The following is a 19,795-nucleotide window of genomic DNA, read 5'->3' on the forward strand; positions in this document are numbered from 1 at the left end:
TTATAAAATTTAACTTAATAGCTTTACTACATCTTTGGCAAAATAGCTGGCAATAATATGTGCTCCTGCTCTCTTAAACGCCATAATCTGTTCTAACATTACGGCATCATGGTCTAACCATCCTTTTTGCGCTGCCGCCTTTAGCATCGAATATTCTCCACTAACTTGATATACCGCTACAGGCACATCTACAGCATCTCTAACGTCTCTAACAAGATCAAGGTAACATAATCCTGGTTTTACCATGACGATATCTGCACCTTCATCAATATCCATTATCGTTTCTTTAATAGCTTCGTCACGATTTGAGAAATCCATCTGATATGTTTTTTTATCTCCAAATCCGGGTGCCGAATCAAGTGCATCTCTAAAAGGACCATAAAATGCAGAAGCGTATTTAGCACTATAACTCATAATGCCTGTATTCTTAAAATTTTCTTTTTCTAATAATTCTCTAATAGCAAGAATTCGCCCGTCCATCATATCACTTGGTGCAACAAAATCTGCCCCTGCCTGAGCATGAGATAATGACATTGCGGCTAATACTTTGCATGTATCATCGTTTACTACATATCCCTCTTCTACAATACCATCATGACCATAAGAAGAATATGGATCAAGAGCAACATCGGTCATCACCAACATCTCGGGAGCAGTATTTTTTACTGTTTTAATTGCACGTTGCATTAATCCATCTGGATTTAAAGCTTCTGTACCTTTATTATCTTTTAAATCGTCTGGCACTTTTACAAATAGCAGCACTGATTTTAATCCTAAAGACCAAAGATCTTTAACCTCAGACTCTAATAAATCAAGACTATACCTATAATATCCTGGCATAGAAGCTATTTCTTCTTTTATGCCTTTTCCTTCTACTACAAAAAGGGGAACTAAAAAATCGTTAGGAGTAATGACATGTTCTCTAACCAAAGATCGTATTGCATCATTGGTTCTTAGTCTTCTGTTTCTACGAAGTTGTTGCATTATAAAATGTAAAATTTAATAGCTGTAAAGATACTCATATATATTGTATCCCCATGATTTACAAATATCGTTTAAAGGTAATTTTATATAAAAAATAGAGATGATCTTGTAACAAAATCTTAACAAGACATACTAATATTTAAAAAATAAATACCGCTATACACATATGCTCAACATAAAAAACCTTAACAAAACGTATCCTAATGGAACGCAGGCATTAAATAATGTCAATCTAACTTTAGAAAAAGGAATGTTTGGTTTATTAGGACCAAATGGTGCTGGAAAATCTTCATTAATGCGAACTATTGCTACATTACAACTTGCAGATACAGGTACCATTGAGTTTGATGGCATCGATGTATTTAATCAACCAGAAGAATTACGAAAAGTCTTGGGGTATCTACCACAGGATTTTGGTGTATATCCAAAAGTATCTGCAGAGATGATGTTAAACCACATCGCCAAGGTAAAAGGTATTACAAATGCCACAGAACGCAAGGGTTATGTTGCCGATTTGTTACAAAAAGTGAATTTATATAAATTTAGAAATAGAAATCTTGGAGATTACTCTGGAGGTATGCGACAACGTTTTGGAATTGCACAAGCATTATTAGGTAATCCAAAATTAATTATTGTTGATGAGCCTACTGCTGGACTTGACCCTCTTGAACGAAACCGTTTTCACAATTTATTAAGCGAATTAGGAGAAAATGCAGTAGTAATACTAAGTACACACATTGTAGATGATGTTACTAATCTTTGTAAAAACATGGCTGTTTTTAATGAAGGGAAAATTTTAGTGCAAGGAAATCCGCAAGAGTTATCAGACACCTTAGACGGAAAAGTCTTTAAAAAACAAATTGAAAAATCTGAGCTAGCAGAAATTGAAACTGAATATACAGTCCTATCAAGTTATCTACGAGGAGGTCAGTTCTATGTAAATATTTATAATGATACTAATCCTGGAAACGGATTTGAAACATTCAATAACAACTTAGAAGATTTCTACTTCTACAGCATTAATAAAAAAGAAGAACCGCAAACAGCAACTACATAAAATGTAGGCTAAGAAATGTATTAATGTTAACTGAAATCATCTTTGGACAATTGCATCTGGCAATTAGAAAAATAATAAAAAAGAACAGATGAAAGAAATATTCATATTTGAACTACAATATCGCTTAAAAAGACCGGCGACTTGGATTTACTTTTTCTTGGGTTTAGCTATTGCAGCCTTAGTAGCGGGTCTACAAAGATCTTCTACTGCAGAGTTTATTAATAGCCCAGAAAACATTGCTGGTGTTATTTCTCGCGTTTCTGTACTCTCGATTTTCTTTTATGCTGCCATAATGGGGGTGCCAATATTTAGAGATCAAGATCATAAAACAGCGCAAACTTATTTTACCTTTCCTATTAAACAAAAATCGTATGTTCTAGGCAGATTTTTAGGTAGTTTTACTATTGTGACATTAATTAATATTGGTGCAGTACTCGGTGTTATCATTGGGTACGCTTTTGGCATGTATTTAGATAGGCCAGATTATGGTGAATATGGACCATTTAGTTTTACACCTTATTTATTAACGTTATTATTTTTTTTACAAATCAACTCTTTCTTAATAGGCTCTTTGTTTTTCTGTGTTATGGCCTTTTTTAAGAAAATGCCAATTATATATCTTGGCGGAATCTGTTTGTTCTTACTAAATACCATTTCTGGCAATCTTTTGGCAGATCTAGACAATCAATCCTTAAGTATCTATTTGGATCCTTTTGGGGGTCAAGTATTTGATTATGTTACAAAATACTGGTCTATAAACGAATTAAATACGAATCAATTACCTATTTACGGAAGCTTCTTAATAAATAGAATTCTTTGGTTTACTGTCGGTTTACTGTTTTTTGTCATAACACTTTTTAAATTTGACTATAAAAAGTTTTTACTTTCTAGTAAAAAAGAAAAGAAAACCAATACTGATGCCTATACGCCATCATTAATTACATCGATAACACAGGTTTTTTCTAAAAAGAGTGAACGAGAAAATTTGATTTCATTAAGTAAAATTGAATTTTTATCAATCATTAAAGACCCTGTTTTTAGCATTCTTTTAATTATTGGAGTTATCATTTCTATTGTTACGGTTTTTCTTGCCAATGAAACTTTGGGTACTCCCAATTTACCTTTAACTAGGTACGTTGCAGTATTTATTTCTGGCGGAATTACATTTTTATCTGTAATTATATTGATTATTTATTCTGGTGAAGCTGTGCATCGTACCCGTACTAATAAGACTTTTGTTTTTTACGATGCATTGCCGATTAGCAATACCAGTTTATACACTTCGAAAATTGTATCCCTATTAGGGGTCTCTGTTATTCTTACACTAGCAAATATAATAGCTGGTGTGCTTTTCCAAACGTTTAATGGGCATTTTGACTATGAACTTGGATTCTATTTTACCTATAATTTTGCTATAGTATTACCCGGGCTTATTTCGACTGTTTTACTGGCATTCTTTGTGCACGTATTAGTTAACAATAAGTTCTTAGGACACTTCATCGTTATTGTTGTATATATAGGTTTACCTTTATTAGTAACTCTTGCATTCAAAACTACCAATCCAATGTTGATTTATGGCGGTATTCCACAAATGTTCATGAGTGATCTTAACGGTTTTGGACATTATCTTCCAGGAGTCATTTGGTTACAATTGTACTGGATTTTACTAACGGCAATTTTAGTAGTCATTGGAAAAGTATTCTGGACTCGTGGTTTTTTTGCTACCGCCAAAGAACGATTAACGATTGCTAAGCAAAGATTTAGTACTCAAACTATAGTGCTATTAACAACGGTAATTTTAGCCTTTGTTTCTGTTGCAGGATACAGTTATTATAATCTAAATGTATTAAACTCTATTACTAACGGTAATACCTCTGAAAAAATAGGTGCCGAAGCCGAAAAGAAATATGAAAAATACATAGGCCAACCGCACCCGCAGGTAACTGACCTAAAAACGTACATCGACCTTTTTCCTAAAAAAAGAAGCATTAATGCCAAAGGAGAATTTAAACTAGTAAATAATTACAATACAGTAATTGATACCTTACTCTTAAATGTTCAATATCCAGGTGAACATATACAATTAAAGAAAATAATTTACAATGGTAAAGAGTTAACCCCTGTGGTTTCAGATTCTGCTTATAGAATATATTTCTATAAATTACCAGAACCTATGTTACCCAATGCAACTGCCAAATTAACAATTGATGTTGCTGCCGAGACTAAAGGTTTTGCTAATAATATGGAAACAGAAATACTATATAACGGTTCCTTTATTAGAAACGATATTTTTCCAAGATTTCATTATGATCGAGATATAATCGATAATGGGGTACGTAGAAAACACGGTCTTAAAAAGTTAGACTATTTATTACCCTCTAGAACAGATTCGACCGCTGTCAAGAAAAATTTGTTTAATGAAGATGCTAACTATATCAATTTTGAAGCAATCGTAAGCACATCAGAAGATCAAATCGCATTGGCTCCAGGTAAACTTATCAAAGAATGGAAACAGGATAACAGAGCATATTTTCATTACAAATTAGAATCACAAACTGATCTGTTTTTTAATGTTGTCTCGGCAAAATACGATGTCGAAAAGTCAAGTTGGATTGCTCCTAGTGGTAAAAAAGTAGCTATCGAAATCTATCATTCTCCTAAACATAAGCGTAACCTTAGCCATTTTATTGATGGCACTAAAGTAGCTTTAGACTATTGTTCTAAAAAGTTTTATGAGTATCCAAATTCTGTAATTAGGATAGTAGAATTTCCTGCACATGCAACTTTTGCGCAATCTTTTGTAACGACAATACCTTATTCTGAAGATTTTGGTTTCTCTGCTAATTTTGACAAAGCCGAAGATTTTAATTATGCATTTAGAGTCACTGCACATGAAGTAGCCCATCAATGGTGGGGTCATTTGGTTACACCAAGTAAAACTTCCGGAGCCAATATTATTTCTGAAACTTTAGCAGAATACACTTCACTCATGACCATGAAACATGAATATGGTGAAAACGGAATCAAAAATTTTCTGAAATATTCTCTAGATCAATATTTACAACAGAGATCCTTTAGTTTTAAACCCGAACGTTCATTACTAAATGTAGAGTTCGGACAACACATTTGGTACCGTAAAGGATCAATGATCATGTATGAGTTACAAGATATCATTGGTGAAGATAAAATTAATACCGCATTAAGAGACTTTGCTCTCGAATACAAGAACTTTGAAAAAGGAGTGTATCCCACTTCTCAAAATTTATATGATGCCATTTACAATGTTGCACCAGATTCTTTACAGTACGCTGTAGAAGATGGGTTCAAGAAGATTGTATTATATGAAAATCGAGCTGTATCAGCCAAATCTAAGAAACTCCCTACCGGTAAATTTGAAACTACATTTACAGTGGATAGTAAAAAAATCTATTATACTGATACGGGTAAAGAAGATCGTACCGATGATAAAACTAATTATATAGAAATTGGTTTGTTTGGAGAAGATCTAATAGATGATCAAGAAGTTCCTCTTAAAAATCCATATTACTTAGCCAGAAAATGGTTAAAACCGGGCGAAAATACGTTTACTGTAATAACAGAAAAACAACCATTAAAAGCCGGTATAGATCCGTATAATAAACTTATTGATAGAAATTCTAATGATAACCTTAAAAGTGTAGAGCAAGAATAATTATTCTTATTTTATACATGCAACCCCGATCAAAATGCGCTGTTTTGATCGGGGTTCTTTTTTTGGATCGAATCTAAGGTTTTTAAGATTGATTTTTAAACGCAATAACTTTATGGAAATCACCTAAAAAATATATTCATACTTGTACATAATCATTTAATTTCTTCTAACTAAAAGACTTAACAAAAAAAACATCTTGAAATTTTATTTCCTTAAAACTTTATCGCTACTTTTATTAAAAATACCCCATAGCTGTATCCAATTGGATACAGCTATGGGGTATTTTTATATCAAACGGACCTTATGTACAAAGATGAGCAAAACATCTATTAGTACTCCTTTGATATAAATCATTACAACCAACGCAATCAACTTAAAACCATACATAATGAAAAAGTCAATTTTGTTTCTAGCTCTACTTGTCTCAGTAGGCGTCTTAGCTCAAAAAAAGGTAAAATTAGAAGATAATAGTAATGCCACTAATTTCTATTTCTTAAGTGGAAAAGTAGGGCTCGGGAGTAGTAATCCCAAATCTATGTTACAAGTTTCTGGAGGATCAAATAATTGGAATGAATCGATACAAGGACTAGCTACTGGATCAATTCATTTAGATCCTGAAAATGCCACTAACAGTTTTGGAAATGCAATAACATTTGGAGCTTCTGATAGCGGCAATGGTGAAAATGCACAAGCAGGAATTTATGTAAGAAGTGATGGAACCTATGGAACAAAAATGTACTTCTCTACAACAGATGCATATATAGCAGGGTCAAAAACAGCAATGACCATAGATCATAAAGGAAAAATTGGGATTGGCACCAACACCCCTAAATCTAAACTACAAGTTTCTGGAGGATCAAATAATTGGAGTGAATCAATACAAGGGTTAGCTACTGGATCAATACATTTAGATCCCGAAAATGCTACTAACAATTTTGGAAATGCAATAACCTTTGGAGCATCGGATACTGGTAACGGTGAAAATGCACAAGCAGGAATTTATGTAAGAAGTGATGGTTCCTACGGGACAAAAATGTACTTCTCAACAACAGATGCATATATAGCAGGATCAAAAACAGCAATGACCATAGATCATAAAGGAAAAATTGGAATAGGCACCAATACGCCCAAATCTAAACTGCAAATTTCTGGAGGATCTAATAACTGGAATGAGTCAATACAAGGATTGGCTACTGGATCAATACATTTAGATCCCGAAAATGCTACTAACAATTTTGGAAATGCAATAACATTTGGAGCTTCTGATAGCGGCAATGGTGAAAATGCACAAGCAGGAATTTATGTAAGAAGTGATGGGGCCTATGGAACAAAAATGTATTTCTCAACAACAGATGCTTATGTTACAGGTTCCAAAACAGCAATGAGTATAGATCATAAAGGAAAAATTGGAATCGGAACAGAAACTACCGGAAGTCACAGACTTGCTGTACAAGGTTCAATTGGTGCAAGAGAAATCCTAGTTGAAGCAAGTGGATGGTCAGACTTTGTTTTTGAAAAAAAATACCAACTTCCTAGTCTTGAAGAAGTAGAAGATCATATCAACACAAAAGGGCATTTAAAAGATATCCCGAGTGCAAAAGAAGTTGAAAAAAATGGTATTCTTCTGGGTCAAATGGATGCTAAACTTTTACAAAAAATAGAAGAATTAACTCTTTACACTATTCAACAAGAAAAAAGAATAAAAATTCTCGAATCTAATAATCAAAATCTAGAAAAAGAAAACAAGCAATTACACTCACTATCTCAAAGACTTAATGAAATAGAAAAACTTCTAAAAACCAACAAATAGAAATCCAAAACACTAGCAACTTAAAACCATATATAATGAAAAATGTAATCTTAATCATCTTTTTGATTGGCACAGCTATTATAGCAAAGGCCCAAGTACTTGTGGTTAATCCACAAAATAATACTGGCGAAGGTGGAGAAATTCTGCTCTTAAAAAGTAATTCAACATTTAATGATTGGAGAATTGATAATTACAGAGGGTTCTTTCGACTGCATCATTCAGGTAAATCTTACTTTAATTTGAGTAAAAGTGGAGATTTGTCCATTTCAGGAAAAATTAAACTTAATGCTACTACGAATATAGAAGGTGGAGAAATTGAACTAGCAGGAGCCGCATCGTTTAATGACTGGAGAATTGACAATTACAGAGGATATTTTCGATTACACCATTCTGGTAAATCCTATTTAAACCTTAATAAAAATGGTAACCTTTCTTTAAATGGAAAAATAGAAACTAAAGAAATCAAAGTTACCAATACCCCAACCGCAGATTTCGTATTTGAGGAGTCGTATAAACTACCATCATTAGATTTTATTGAAAATTACATCAAATCCAAAAAACATCTTCCAGAAATTGCTTCTGCAGAAAAAATGAAACAAGACGGAGTAAACATTGGGGATTTTCAAATACAATTACTTCAAAAAATAGAAGAGCTTACTCTGTACACAATTCAACAACAAAAAGAAATTGGCAACCAACAAAACAAAATCCAAAATCAAAACGAAGAACTAAAATCGTTATCTCAAAGGCTAAATGAGATAGAAAAACTTCTAAAAACCAATAATTAGAAGGTATAGCACACAAACAACTTAAAACCTTACATAATGAAAAACAAGATTCTAATAATCTTAGTATTAGCAGGTATGACTGGGCTAAAAGCTCAAGATCAAACGGTAAATGGAGATTTAACGGTAAATGGGAATATCTTAGCAAATAAAGCACTCCTTAACGATCCTAATACAACGAGTAACTGGAATTCGATATGGCAAAGCGGATTTTACGAAAGTTTAAATGCACCCAACTCACCTGAAGCTAGCGGATGGTTCTGGGGGATTAATTTTAATCATAGATCCAATAATCCTGAGTATCGATATAATGGACAAATTGCAATAAAAAATAGCGCTACAAATCCAACTATGTATTTTAGAAGCACAGGGGTAGATGGTAATGGTGTTTGGAGCAAAATACTTCATAACACAGGTAATCAAAAAATAAATGGAGATTTATCTCTTAATAGATTACAGCTAAACGACCCTAATACAACAACTAACTGGAACTCGATATGGCAAAGTGGATTTTATGAAAGCTTAAATGCACCTAACTCACCTGAAGCTAGCGGATGGTTCTGGGGGATTAATTTTAATCATAGATCCAATAATCCTGAGTATCGATATAATGGACAAATTGCAATAAAAAATAGCGCTACAAATCCAACCATGTATTTTAGAAGCACAGGAGTAGATGGTAATGGTGTTTGGAGCAAAATACTTCATAACACAGGTAATCAAAAAATAAATGGAGATTTATCTCTTAATAGACTACAGCTAAACGACCCTAATACAACAACTAACTGGAACTCGATATGGCAAAGCGGGTTTTACGAAAGTTTAAATGCACCCAACTCACCTGAAGCTAGTGGATGGTTCTGGGGGATTAATTTTAATCATAGATCCAATAATCCTGAGTATCGATATAATGGACAAATTGCAATAAAAAATAGCGCTACAAATCCAACTATGTATTTTAGAAGTACAGGAGTAGATGGTAATGGTGTTTGGAGCAAAATCCTTCATAACACAGGTAATCAAAAAATAAATGGTAATCTTGCGGTACTTGGGAAAATTGAATCTAAAGAAATTAAAGTTACCAATACACCAACTGCAGATTTCGTATTCGAAGAGTCATACAAATTACCATCATTAGATTTTATTGAAAATTATATCAAAGTCGAAAAGCATCTTCCAGAAATTGCTTCTGCAGAAAAAATGAAACAAGATGGAGTAAACATTGGGGATTTTCAAATACAATTACTTCAAAAAATAGAAGAACTCACTCTTTACACTATTCAACAAGAAAAGAGAATCAAAACTCTCGAATCCAACAATCAATCTCTTCATAAGGAAAATAAGCAATTGCACTCACTATCTAAAAGACTTAATGATATAGAAAAGCTTCTAAAAACCAACGAATAGAAGCCATAGTACACAAACAACTTAAAACCATAAAAAATGAAAAAAACAATTTTCACGATAAGCTTCCTTGCTTTTATTTTTGCAAGTAACGCTCAGATTACAGAGCTACCAAATGGCAATGTAGGTATTGCAACTCCAACTCCTTCTGCATTATTAGAGATTAGACAAAAAGAAGATCCAAATACCGATAGAGCACTATTAATTACAGAACCTAATAATAGTCAAAAGATTTACTTACATCTTGCTGATAACGCCTCTGGAGAATATGGGTATTTTCATCTGGGAGGAAATACAAATCTTAGAGGTAATGGGGTACATTCTTCTTTTGATGGTGCATTAGGAATAGGAACTCCAAATCCCGGTGCCTTATTAGAAATTAAACAAAAAGAAGATCCAAATACAGACAGAGCTCTTCTAATTTCTGAACCTAATAATAGTCAAAAAATATATTTACATCTCGCCGATAATGCCTCTGGAGAATATGGGTATTTTCATTTAGGAGGAAATACAAATCTTAGAGGTAATGGAGTACATTCTTCTTTTGATGGTGCAGTGGGAATTGGTGTTACAAATCCAGGTGCTTGGAAATTAGCGGTAAATGGAAAAATAAGAGCTAAAGAAATTAGTATTGAAACGGGATGGGCGGATTTCGTGTTTGACAAAGACTATGATTTACCAACATTAAAGGAAGTAGAAAATCATATCAAAAAAAATGGGCATCTAAAAGATATCCCAAGTGCAAAAGAAGTTGCAAAAAACGGTGTTTTTCTTGGTGAAATGAATACTAAATTACTTCAAAAAATAGAAGAGCTTACCCTATACACAATCCAACAGCAAAAAGAAATTAACAACCAACAAAGAGAGATTCAAGATCAAGAACAAGAAATTATCCAGCTTAAAAATCAAAACGAAGAACTAAAATCATTATCTCAACGGCTAAATAAGGTAGAAAAACTTCTAAAAATCAACAATTAGAAGGTATTGCACACAAACAACTTAAAAACCTTACATAATGAAAAACACACTATTCGCATTTCTAGCATTTGCAATCTCAGTTGGAGCTCATGCACAGAAAAAAATCAAATTAGAAGACAACACAAATGCCTCTAATTTCTATTTTAATAATGGTAAAGTAGGAATAGGTATTTCAACTCCTACAGCCAGACTAGATGTTAAAGGCTATACTAAACTTGTAAACCCTAGTGGTAGAACCTTAATTGTTGAAAAAGATGATGATGATTCATGGTTAACATTTCACGATCCAGGACAATATTGGTATTCTACAGGTATCGATAGATCAAATGCTGGTGCCTTTAATATAAACTTTGGAGGTGAATTAAACAGTTCCCAATTTGTAATGGACCAAAACGGAAATGTAGGAATAGGCGCCTCAACGCCAGCTGCCAAATTAGATGTTAAAGGCGCTACGAAGCTTGTAAACCCTAGTGGTAGAACCCTAATTGTTGAAAAAGATGATGATGATTCATGGCTAACATTTCATGATCCAGGACAATATTGGTTTTCTGCAGGTATCGATAGATCAAATGCTGGTGCCTTTAATATAAACTTTGGAGGTGAATTAAACAGTTCCCAATTTGTAATGGACCAAAACGGAAATGTGGGAATTGGTACACCAAATCCAGGGACTTGGAAACTTGCAGTAAACGGAAAAATAAGAGCTAAGGAAATTAGTGTTGAAACCGGATGGGCAGACTTTGTTTTTGATGCAAATTATGATTTGCCAACCTTATTAGAAGTAGAAAATCATATCAAGAAAAATGGGCATCTAAAGGATATTCCAAGCGCAAAAGAAGTCGCAGAAAACGGTATTTTTCTTGGTAAAATGAACACTAAATTACTTCAGAAAATAGAAGAACTTACCCTCTACACAATCCAACAACAAAAAGAAATACAAAATCTTAAAAGAAAAAACGAAGAGCTAAAATCATTATCTCAAAGACTTAGTGAGATAGAAAGACTTCTAAAACCAGAAAATAGAAGTAAATAGTACACAAACAACTTAAAACCATAAAAATGAAAAACAAACTATTAGCATTTTTAGCATTTGCAATCTCAATTGGGATATATGCTCAGAAAAAAGTCAAGTTAGAAGACAACACCAATGCTTCTAATTTCTATTTTAATAATGGTAAGGTAGGGATTGGTAAGTTACCTTCTGGAGCTGAATTATCATTAGGAAAAAAAACTGGGAGCGATGGTAGTTTAACTAGGCTATCACTTGAACCACCAAAGCATACAGGTGGACCATGGAACTACATTACAAGAGATGTTGGTGCTTATGCATATCTTGATCAATACTATGGAGCAAAGCAACTACTAACTTTTAGACATGATGGAAAAATTGGAATCGGTAAACAACCAACAGACGCCGAACTTTCCGTGGGTAGAAAAACAGGAAATGATGGTAGTTTAACTAGACTATCTCTTGAACCACCAAAACACACAGGCGGACCATGGAAATACATTACTAGAGATGCTGGTGCTTATGCGTATCTAGATCAGTACTATGGTGCAAAGCACCTATTAACTTTCAGACATGATGGAAAAGTAGGTATAGGAACTAAAAATACGGGTAGTCATAGATTAGCTATAGAAGGTTCTGTAGGCGCAAGAGAAATTCAAGTAGAGGCCAGTGGATGGTCCGATTTTGTTTTTGAAAAAGAATATAACTTACCAACACTATTAGAAGTAGAAAATTACATTAAAGAGAATGGTCATTTAAAAGATATTCCAAGTGAACCAGAGGTTATAAAAAACGGAATTTTTCTGGGAGAAATGGATGCAAAACTACTTCAAAAAATAGAAGAACTTACCTTGTATATCATTGAACAAAATAAGCGAATCACCGCTTTAGAAGCTGAACGTAAAAATTAAAAAAACGAATCATGACTTCTAAACAAAAACCTCAAGTAAAAACTATAAAAACAAAAACAATGAAAAATATATCATCCAAAATATTTTCACTAATACTATTGTTCTGTACTATTGGCATTTATGGCCAACAGCAATTAGATAATTACTACTATTACAAGGGAGAAAAAGTATTTTTAAATATAAATACTAAAACTATTTCTGTTTCATTTGAGGGAGAAAGTTCAATAAACGCATTCTCTTCATTGCAAAGTAGCACAACTCAAATATCAGAAATTGTAGAGGATCATACCCGAACCTCTATGAATTCTATTGATAAAAGTGCTACCCAAAGAAGAAATATAAAAACGTATTATATGGAAATCTCAACAGACAAAGATCTGTCGCGTAAAGCATATCTCGATCGAATAGAATCCTATAAAAAGCAACGTAATATTTTGATCATTTCTCCAACTTATACAACCAAAGAAGGAGGAGATCTAGGGCTTTCAAATAATTTTTATGTAAAACTTAAGGATCAAAAAGATGTAGATATTTTATATAAAAAAGCAAAAGAAATGAATGTTGAGGTATTAGGACATGATAAATACATGCCACTTTGGTTCACATTATCAATAGTTTCTCCACAGAAATACAATGCACTAAACTTGGCAAACATTTTTCATGAAACAGGCTTGTTCGAGATTGCTGAACCAGCATTTATGTATCATGATTTACAAACGTCGAATGATACTTTTTTTAATAATCAATGGTCATTAAAAAATACTGGTCAAAACGGTGGGACTGTTGGTATGGATATTAATGCTGAGCAAGCATGGGCAATTACTACTGGGTCTCCAAGTATCAAAACAGCAGTTTATGATCACGGTTTAGAAATGAATCATCCAGATTTACAAGCAAATATTTACGGTACTGGTTTTGACAGTACAAACGGATCTTCTCCTTCTATAGTGCGTGGTAATCACGGGACAGCTTGTGGTGGAATTGTAGGTGCTGTACAAGGTAATAATTTAGGGATTTCTGGTGTTGCGCCAAGTTCAAAATTAATGTCTATTAGTATTCGACTTCTATTTTCTGACACTCCTGCACAATTGGCGAGTGGTTTCAACTGGGCGGCAACTAATGGCGCTGATGTAATTAGTAATTCATGGGGAGGTTATGCTCCTTCTGGTATTATAGATAATGCAATTAACAATGCTCTTGCTAATGGTAGAGGAGGAAAAGGTTGTGTAATTGTATTTGCCGCAGGAAATGAAAACAACACTAATATTCGTTACCCAGGAAATAGTAATCCTGACATATTAGTTGTTGGTGCTATGAGTCCTTGTGGAGAACGTAAAAGCCCTAGTTCTTGTGATGGCGAAACTTTTTGGGGTAGTTGCTTTGGAACAGAACTTGATATTGTAGCACCAGGTGTTAAAATGCCAACTACCGATAGACAAGGATCAAATGGATATACTGGTACAGATTATACCCAAACCTTTAATGGTACATCATCTGCTTGTCCTGTCGTTGCAGGTGTAGCTTCGTTAGTTTTAAGTGTAAATCCAGACTTAACATTTCAAGAAGTAAATGACATTATAGAGCAATCTGCACAAAAAGTAAGAACAGATTTATATACCTATTCAAATACAAGTGGGCGTTCTAATGGGACATGGAATAATCAATTAGGGTATGGTCTTGTTGATGCACACCAGGCCGTATTATTAGCACAAGCTGGTAATTGCCAAGACAATGTAATTGTTAACCAGAACGTAACTTCTGGTCAAACAGATATTCAAAAAGCAACAACAAGTGTTACTGCTACGAATACAATTTTTTCAGGAGGAACAGCTACATACACTGCAGGAACTCGTGTTCGATTAAATCCTGGATTTAGTGCAAAATCAGGATCGTCATTTAGGGCTTTCATAGAAAATTGCTCACAAAATAGTAGAGAAGAGTTATCAAAACCAAAAGTGGTCATTACTTATGAAGAAGTTGAAATAGAAACAGAAAGCATTTCTTTACAAAAAGAAGAAGTTCTTAAAGCTTTTCCTAACCCAACTAAAGACAGACTTACAATAACGAGCGATGAACAAATGACCAATTGGGAATTAAGAAATCATATGGGGAATTTAGTTAAACAATCAAAAACTAAACGTTTCCAGAAAGATGAGCTTAATATAAACCAATTACCAACGGGCCTTTATATCCTAAGAGTAACTCTAAACAATGGCGAAACTATTTTTAAGAATATTCTTAAAAACTAGATCCACTATCTAATTTTAATAAATCCCGATTAAAACAATGTTTTAATCGGGATTTTACTTTTTTAGTAACCTGTGTAACAAATACTTCTCTTTACAGTCTTATTTTTATCCGTATCTTTTGTAAACTATGAGGCAACGTTGTCGACTTAAATAACGTCTATGGATATATAAACTTATTTCAGACAATAAATTAAAATCTATGAATATTAAACTGGCTTGCATTATCACGATCATATTTTCGTTTTTTACAGTGCTTGTAACTGCACAGACCATTACTTCAAAAATAGTAGACAAAAAAACTAACAAGCCTATCCCCTATGCTACTATTCAAATAGCCGAAAATCAAGGAATCATTACAAATGAAGAAGGTCGATTTAGTGTTACGCTAAAAAATACAACGCCGCCAATAGATTCTATTTATATATCGTCGATGGGATATGAAAAATTAAGTCTTGCTACTCAGAGTCCTATTGATACCATTATCTATATCCAACCAAAAGCTATAGAATTAAAAAGTGTTTTTGTATCTAATAAAAAATTAACTATTGATGAGATCATCGATAATGTTGAAGATAGACTAGAGCAAAATTATCATTTTGACATCACCCAAAAACGATTGTTTTTTAGAGAGTCAGAATTTAATACCATGAACAAATTAGATATTGAATTTAAAAAATCAACTATCGAAGAGCTTAACAAAGAATTTATCGATAGCATTGCTAAAATCATACCTCGAAAATCTGAATATTATACAGAAACCTTATGTGATTATTACGGAGGTCCTGAGAAACGAAAAATTAATATCATCAAAGCTGCTGAGTTGTATGATAAAAACAACTCAGGTTCTATGGAGGCCCTATCAGAAAAACTAGAAAGAATATTTAAAGAAAATGTAAAACCAGATTCTTATCTCAAAATTAAATCTGGGATTTTTGGAACCAAAGTACAAGTGGATTCTATATTAGAAAACAGTGAGGAAGCTAGTGCTGCTAAAGACGAAATTAATGACAAAAAAGAAGATAAAAGCAAGTTCCTAAAATATCGAAGATCAGCCATAAAAGGACTTTTTAAAAATATGTTTTTTCAAGACGACCCTACCTTAAATTTTATTCGAAAATCAGGGCGTTACGAATTCAAACTAGTAGACTACACCTATATGGATGATAGCAGTGTATATATTATAAGTTTTGAACCTAAACGAAAAGAGGATTTCAAAGGGACTCTTTATGTAAACACTGAGAATTTTGCAGTCATGAGAGTTGATTATGAAAATGTAAAACTATTGCGAAACTTTAAACTATTAGGGCTTAGTTACAAAGAGAATATCTATAAAGGAACTACTATCTTTACCAAAGGCCCTGATAATAAGTATACTGTAAAATATTTAGAAAAGATAAAAGGTAATATTTTTGGAGTCGATAGACCTTTAAAGGTTATTGAAAAAAACAAACATGTAAAAGGAAAGCGTAAACAAAATGAACTCGCATTAGAAATTGACGCGGGGGTTGGTAATGTAAGTAAATATGAAATAGTTGTTTTTGATGCTAAAGCATTAACAGAAGACGATTATAATAACAGTAAAGAAAATACATCTATAAAACCTGAATATCTATCCAAATACGATCCGCAATTTTGGAAAGGATACAATATTATAGAACCAAATGCGGCAATTCGACAATTTACAGTTGCACCTGAAACCGAATAGTATAAAAAAATCTCATCCCAGATAGATTGGGATGAGATTATAATTTTTTTATATTCTTATTTTATTGAACACTTCCATCTAAAAGGTTAATAACTCTTGAACCATATGCCGCATTCTTTTCTGAATGTGTTACTTGTATAATGGTCACTCCTTCATTGTTTAATTCCTTAAAAATCTCCATGATTTCCTCTCCTTGTTTAGAATTTAAATTTCCTGTAGGTTCATCTGCAAGAATTAATTTAGGATTTGCTATCAATGCTCGTGCAATACCAACCAATTGTTGTTGTCCCCCACTTAACTGACTTGGAAACAAATCTTTTTTACCAACAATATTAAAACGATCCAGCATATCAGCAACCAGAGCTCTTCGTTCTGAACTACTTTGTTTTTTATATAATAATGGCATTTCTAAATTCTCTCTTACCGTAAGTTCATCTATAAGATGATAGGATTGAAAAACAAATCCGATATATTGTTTGTACAAATTTGCTCTGTGTTTTTCTTTTAATTTATGTACAGATTCATCAAGAAAAGTATATTCTCCTTCATTAAAATCATCTAACATTCCTATGACATTAAGCAAGGTCGATTTACCCGATCCAGATGGTCCCATAATAGAGATAAAATCGCCATCGTGTACCCAGAAATTAATATCTTTTAATAAATATATTTTCTGTCCTCCTGATTGAACCCATTTCGATATGTTATTAAGTTGTAAAAGCATACTTTATTTTTTTAGTGCCTAAATAAATAGACAAGTTGATATATTATGATTTAGTTTTTTCAATTTTATATATTTATTCTTCTCTTAATGCATTGATTGGATTTGAAAATGCAGCTTTTATAGATTGAAAACTACAGGTTACAAGTGCAATAAAAAGTGTCAAAACTCCACCCCCTAAAAACATCCAAATCGATATCGTTATGCGATATGTAAATCCTTCTAACCACAAATTCATCATGTAATATACAAATGGTACTGCCAGGACAAAGGCTAAGACTACGATTTGTATAAATTCTTTCGAGAAAAACGAAATAATCTGCGCAACATTGGCCCCCAAAACCTTTCTTAGACCTATCTCTTTCTTTTTACGAGATATTATAAAAGACATTAACCCAAAAAGTCCGAGACAACCAATACTAATTGCCAGTATAGAGAATAGTGTAAATCCTTTATAGATCATACCCTCTACAACGTACTCTTTTTCTATAGCATCATCCAGAAAATGATAATCATATACAGCATTAGGAAAGGTGTTTTTCCATGTTTTTTCTAAAGAAGCCAACGCTTCAGAATTTGGATCATTAATTTTAATAAAAGCTTGATTATGATAAAAGCTCCAATTTAGAAGAATACAAGGTGTGATTTCATATTGAAAAGAATTATTATGGTAATCTTTAACAACACCAACAATAGTGGCTTGCCCTTCATTAATTTCGATTTTTTTACCGATTGCTTCTGCTGGAGTCCAATTATATGATTTTACTAAAGTTTCATTAACAATAAACTCATCAAATGCTTCCTTATTAGTTGTAAAATTTCTACCGGCTATAAGTTTTAAATCATAAAATTTCAAATAGTTCGTACCTGCTACTTTCATTTCGGCATCTTTAGCTTCTTGAATATTTTGTTCAGGAAGACGAAAACTTGTTCCTAATTGAAAACCATTAACAGCCATTGGAGGACCGGAGCCATATGCCACATCTGTTATGCTAGTATTTTCTAAAAGTATATTCTTAAAAACATCTAGTTTACTATGATTCGGTACAGAAGTGGTGATCACTGCGCTTGAAGAAAATCCCTTGGGTTCATTTTTAAAATAATCCATTTGAAAAGCAACAATAATCGCCGCAATAACAAAAATTTGTACGATAATGAACTGAAATACAATCAAGGATCTACGAAAATTAAACGCTCCTGTTTTACGTATTCGAATTTTATTTTTTAACGCTTGTACAGGTTTAAAAGCAGAAAGAACAATAGCAGGGTAAATAGCTGCTAAAAGAATTGTAAAAGTACCTATTGCTATAATTATACCTATATCTTTTATGCCAAATTCTAGTTTTAAATTGATAATTGATAAATGCGAATTAAGTTGATGAATTAAAACATGTACAATAAGTATTGATGAAATGAGTGTTATTATAATCATCATTCCGTTTTCAACCAAAAATTGTATCACAATATCTAATCGTTTACTTCCTAAAGCTTTTCGGATCCCGACTTCTTTTGATCTTGATACAGATTGAGCGGTTATTAAATTTACAAAGTTTACAATAGCAATTATCAAAATAAATAATGCCACTAACAAAGCTGTATATAAAATATGAGTGGGAATTATGTATCCTCCTGGACTACTGCCATAAAGGGTTTCATTATGAATCTCTTGTAAGGGTTGTAATGCATACGAAATACGAGCATCATCTTCTGGTTTTAGGTATTTCTTTTTCCAAGTTGTTATTTTAGACTCAAGAAGTTTACGCTGATCTTTATTTTGTAGCACAACAAAAGTAGTCCCTTGGTAGTTTCCAGACCAATTATTAGCAAAGAAGGTGTTATTTACCTTAAAAAACTCGTAGGGAATTAGTAGTGAATATCGCTGATTAGAGTTTGGGGGGGGATCTTTAACCACTCCGGTAATTTTAAGAGGATCTTTACCTTGTAAAAGAATTGTTTTACCCATAATGGATTGCAAATTGTCCTGATCGTTAGGAAAATATTTCTCTACTAAAGTTTGAGTAAGAACTATAGAATTTAAATCGTTAAGAGCTGTATCTGGATTACCAACTAACCATTTAGTATCGAATGTTCGGAAATAATATGCATCAGCAAATAACACCTCTGATTCTTCAAAACGACTTACATCTCTTTCTTGATCTTGAATACTAAATTCACGACTCATAGGTCCCGCAGTCTGAGTAACCATATCGATATCGGGAAAATCATTCCTTAATGCTTCAGCCAAAGGATATGCTGTAGTATTCCAGTACAAAGTTTGATCTGGCAATTTATTATGTTGCACTACCCTATAGGTTCGAGAGGCATTCGTATGATAATCGTCAAAACTAGACTCATAGGTTACAAAAATCAAAATCAAAATGCAGGCACTAATTCCGATAGAAAGTCCGATACTATTAATTATAGTACTCACTTTGTTCTTAAGAAGATTTCTCCAGGCAATTTTAATATAATTTTTAAACATAACTTTTCT

At 32.9% G+C, this 19,795-nt stretch carries 13 protein-coding genes; 10 read left to right on the forward strand and 3 right to left on the reverse strand.

Annotated elements, in window-relative coordinates; translation table 11 throughout:
* Positions 1–9: 9 nt before the first annotated feature.
* Complete coding sequence (gene hemB, locus D1816_RS15180; protein ID WP_118503916.1) at positions 10–984, reverse strand: porphobilinogen synthase; 975 nt, start codon at positions 982–984, stop codon at positions 10–12.
* A 166-nt stretch (positions 985–1,150) separates the two neighbouring features.
* On the opposite strand from hemB, the gene D1816_RS15185 reads away from it, so the two are divergent.
* From D1816_RS15185 to D1816_RS15230, 10 genes are all read left to right on the forward strand, one after another.
* Positions 1,151–2,041 (forward strand): ABC transporter ATP-binding protein, encoded by an 891-nt coding sequence (locus tag D1816_RS15185; protein WP_066319895.1) that lies wholly within the window; start codon positions 1,151–1,153, stop codon positions 2,039–2,041.
* 88 nt (positions 2,042–2,129) lie between these two features.
* Positions 2,130–5,732 carry a M1 family aminopeptidase gene (locus D1816_RS15190; RefSeq protein WP_118503918.1) on the forward strand — a complete coding sequence of 1,201 codons (3,603 nt, stop codon included), beginning with the start codon at positions 2,130–2,132 and terminating at the stop codon, positions 5,730–5,732.
* A gap of 388 nt (positions 5,733–6,120) precedes the next feature.
* Entirely contained in the window at positions 6,121–7,542 is a 1,422-nt protein-coding gene (locus D1816_RS15195; RefSeq protein WP_118503920.1) for a hypothetical protein, read from the forward strand.
* A gap of 35 nt (positions 7,543–7,577) precedes the next feature.
* Positions 7,578–8,330 carry a hypothetical protein gene (locus D1816_RS15200; protein ID WP_118503922.1) on the forward strand — a complete coding sequence of 251 codons (753 nt, stop codon included), beginning with the start codon at positions 7,578–7,580 and terminating at the stop codon, positions 8,328–8,330.
* A gap of 36 nt (positions 8,331–8,366) precedes the next feature.
* The gene (locus tag D1816_RS15205; RefSeq protein ID WP_118503924.1) at positions 8,367–9,734 is read left to right on the forward strand and encodes a hypothetical protein; all 1,368 of its coding nucleotides are present in this window, start codon (positions 8,367–8,369) and stop codon (positions 9,732–9,734) included.
* 36 nt (positions 9,735–9,770) lie between these two features.
* Complete coding sequence (locus tag D1816_RS15210; protein ID WP_118503926.1) at positions 9,771–10,709, forward strand: hypothetical protein; 939 nt, start codon at positions 9,771–9,773, stop codon at positions 10,707–10,709.
* A 37-nt stretch (positions 10,710–10,746) separates the two neighbouring features.
* Complete coding sequence (locus tag D1816_RS15215; RefSeq protein WP_118503928.1) at positions 10,747–11,742, forward strand: hypothetical protein; 996 nt, start codon at positions 10,747–10,749, stop codon at positions 11,740–11,742.
* A 26-nt stretch (positions 11,743–11,768) separates the two neighbouring features.
* Complete coding sequence (locus D1816_RS15220; protein WP_118503930.1) at positions 11,769–12,629, forward strand: hypothetical protein; 861 nt, start codon at positions 11,769–11,771, stop codon at positions 12,627–12,629.
* Positions 12,630–12,688: 59 nt separating this feature from the next.
* Complete coding sequence (locus D1816_RS15225; protein WP_158597723.1) at positions 12,689–14,878, forward strand: S8 family serine peptidase; 2,190 nt, start codon at positions 12,689–12,691, stop codon at positions 14,876–14,878.
* Positions 14,879–15,077: 199 nt separating this feature from the next.
* Positions 15,078–16,583 (forward strand): carboxypeptidase-like regulatory domain-containing protein, encoded by a 1,506-nt coding sequence (locus tag D1816_RS15230; RefSeq protein WP_118503934.1) that lies wholly within the window; start codon positions 15,078–15,080, stop codon positions 16,581–16,583.
* Between the two features lie 61 nt (positions 16,584–16,644).
* On the opposite strand, the gene D1816_RS15235 is transcribed toward D1816_RS15230, so the two are convergent.
* Together D1816_RS15235 and D1816_RS15240 are read right to left on the reverse strand one after the other, a co-directional pair.
* Complete coding sequence (locus D1816_RS15235; RefSeq protein ID WP_118503936.1) at positions 16,645–17,307, reverse strand: ABC transporter ATP-binding protein; 663 nt, start codon at positions 17,305–17,307, stop codon at positions 16,645–16,647.
* A gap of 73 nt (positions 17,308–17,380) precedes the next feature.
* Complete coding sequence (locus tag D1816_RS15240; RefSeq protein WP_118503938.1) at positions 17,381–19,786, reverse strand: ABC transporter permease; 2,406 nt, start codon at positions 19,784–19,786, stop codon at positions 17,381–17,383.
* Positions 19,787–19,795 lie beyond the last annotated feature (9 nt).

Origin of the sequence: Aquimarina sp. AD10, assembly GCF_003443715.1 — a bacterium.
Classification (GTDB): domain Bacteria; phylum Bacteroidota; class Bacteroidia; order Flavobacteriales; family Flavobacteriaceae; genus Aquimarina; species Aquimarina aggregata.

Bases quoted from the DNA above. Each gene is read 5' to 3' on its own strand.
- D1816_RS15240 (WP_118503938.1), bottom strand. From the start codon at position 19,786: ATGTTTAAAAATTATATTAAAATTGCCTGGAGAAATCTTCTTAAGAAC.
- hemB (WP_118503916.1), bottom strand. From the start codon at position 984: ATGCAACAACTTCGTAGAAACAGAAGACTAAGAACCAATGATGCAATA.
- D1816_RS15190 (WP_118503918.1), top strand. From the start codon at position 2,130: ATGAAAGAAATATTCATATTTGAACTACAATATCGCTTAAAAAGACCG.
- D1816_RS15220 (WP_118503930.1), top strand. From the start codon at position 11,769: ATGAAAAACAAACTATTAGCATTTTTAGCATTTGCAATCTCAATTGGG.
- D1816_RS15210 (WP_118503926.1), top strand. From the start codon at position 9,771: ATGAAAAAAACAATTTTCACGATAAGCTTCCTTGCTTTTATTTTTGCA.
- D1816_RS15215 (WP_118503928.1), top strand. From the start codon at position 10,747: ATGAAAAACACACTATTCGCATTTCTAGCATTTGCAATCTCAGTTGGA.
- D1816_RS15230 (WP_118503934.1), top strand. From the start codon at position 15,078: ATGAATATTAAACTGGCTTGCATTATCACGATCATATTTTCGTTTTTT.
- D1816_RS15195 (WP_118503920.1), top strand. From the start codon at position 6,121: ATGAAAAAGTCAATTTTGTTTCTAGCTCTACTTGTCTCAGTAGGCGTC.
- D1816_RS15205 (WP_118503924.1), top strand. From the start codon at position 8,367: ATGAAAAACAAGATTCTAATAATCTTAGTATTAGCAGGTATGACTGGG.
- D1816_RS15185 (WP_066319895.1), top strand. From the start codon at position 1,151: ATGCTCAACATAAAAAACCTTAACAAAACGTATCCTAATGGAACGCAG.
- D1816_RS15235 (WP_118503936.1), bottom strand. From the start codon at position 17,307: ATGCTTTTACAACTTAATAACATATCGAAATGGGTTCAATCAGGAGGA.
- D1816_RS15200 (WP_118503922.1), top strand. From the start codon at position 7,578: ATGAAAAATGTAATCTTAATCATCTTTTTGATTGGCACAGCTATTATA.
- D1816_RS15225 (WP_158597723.1), top strand. From the start codon at position 12,689: ATGAAAAATATATCATCCAAAATATTTTCACTAATACTATTGTTCTGT.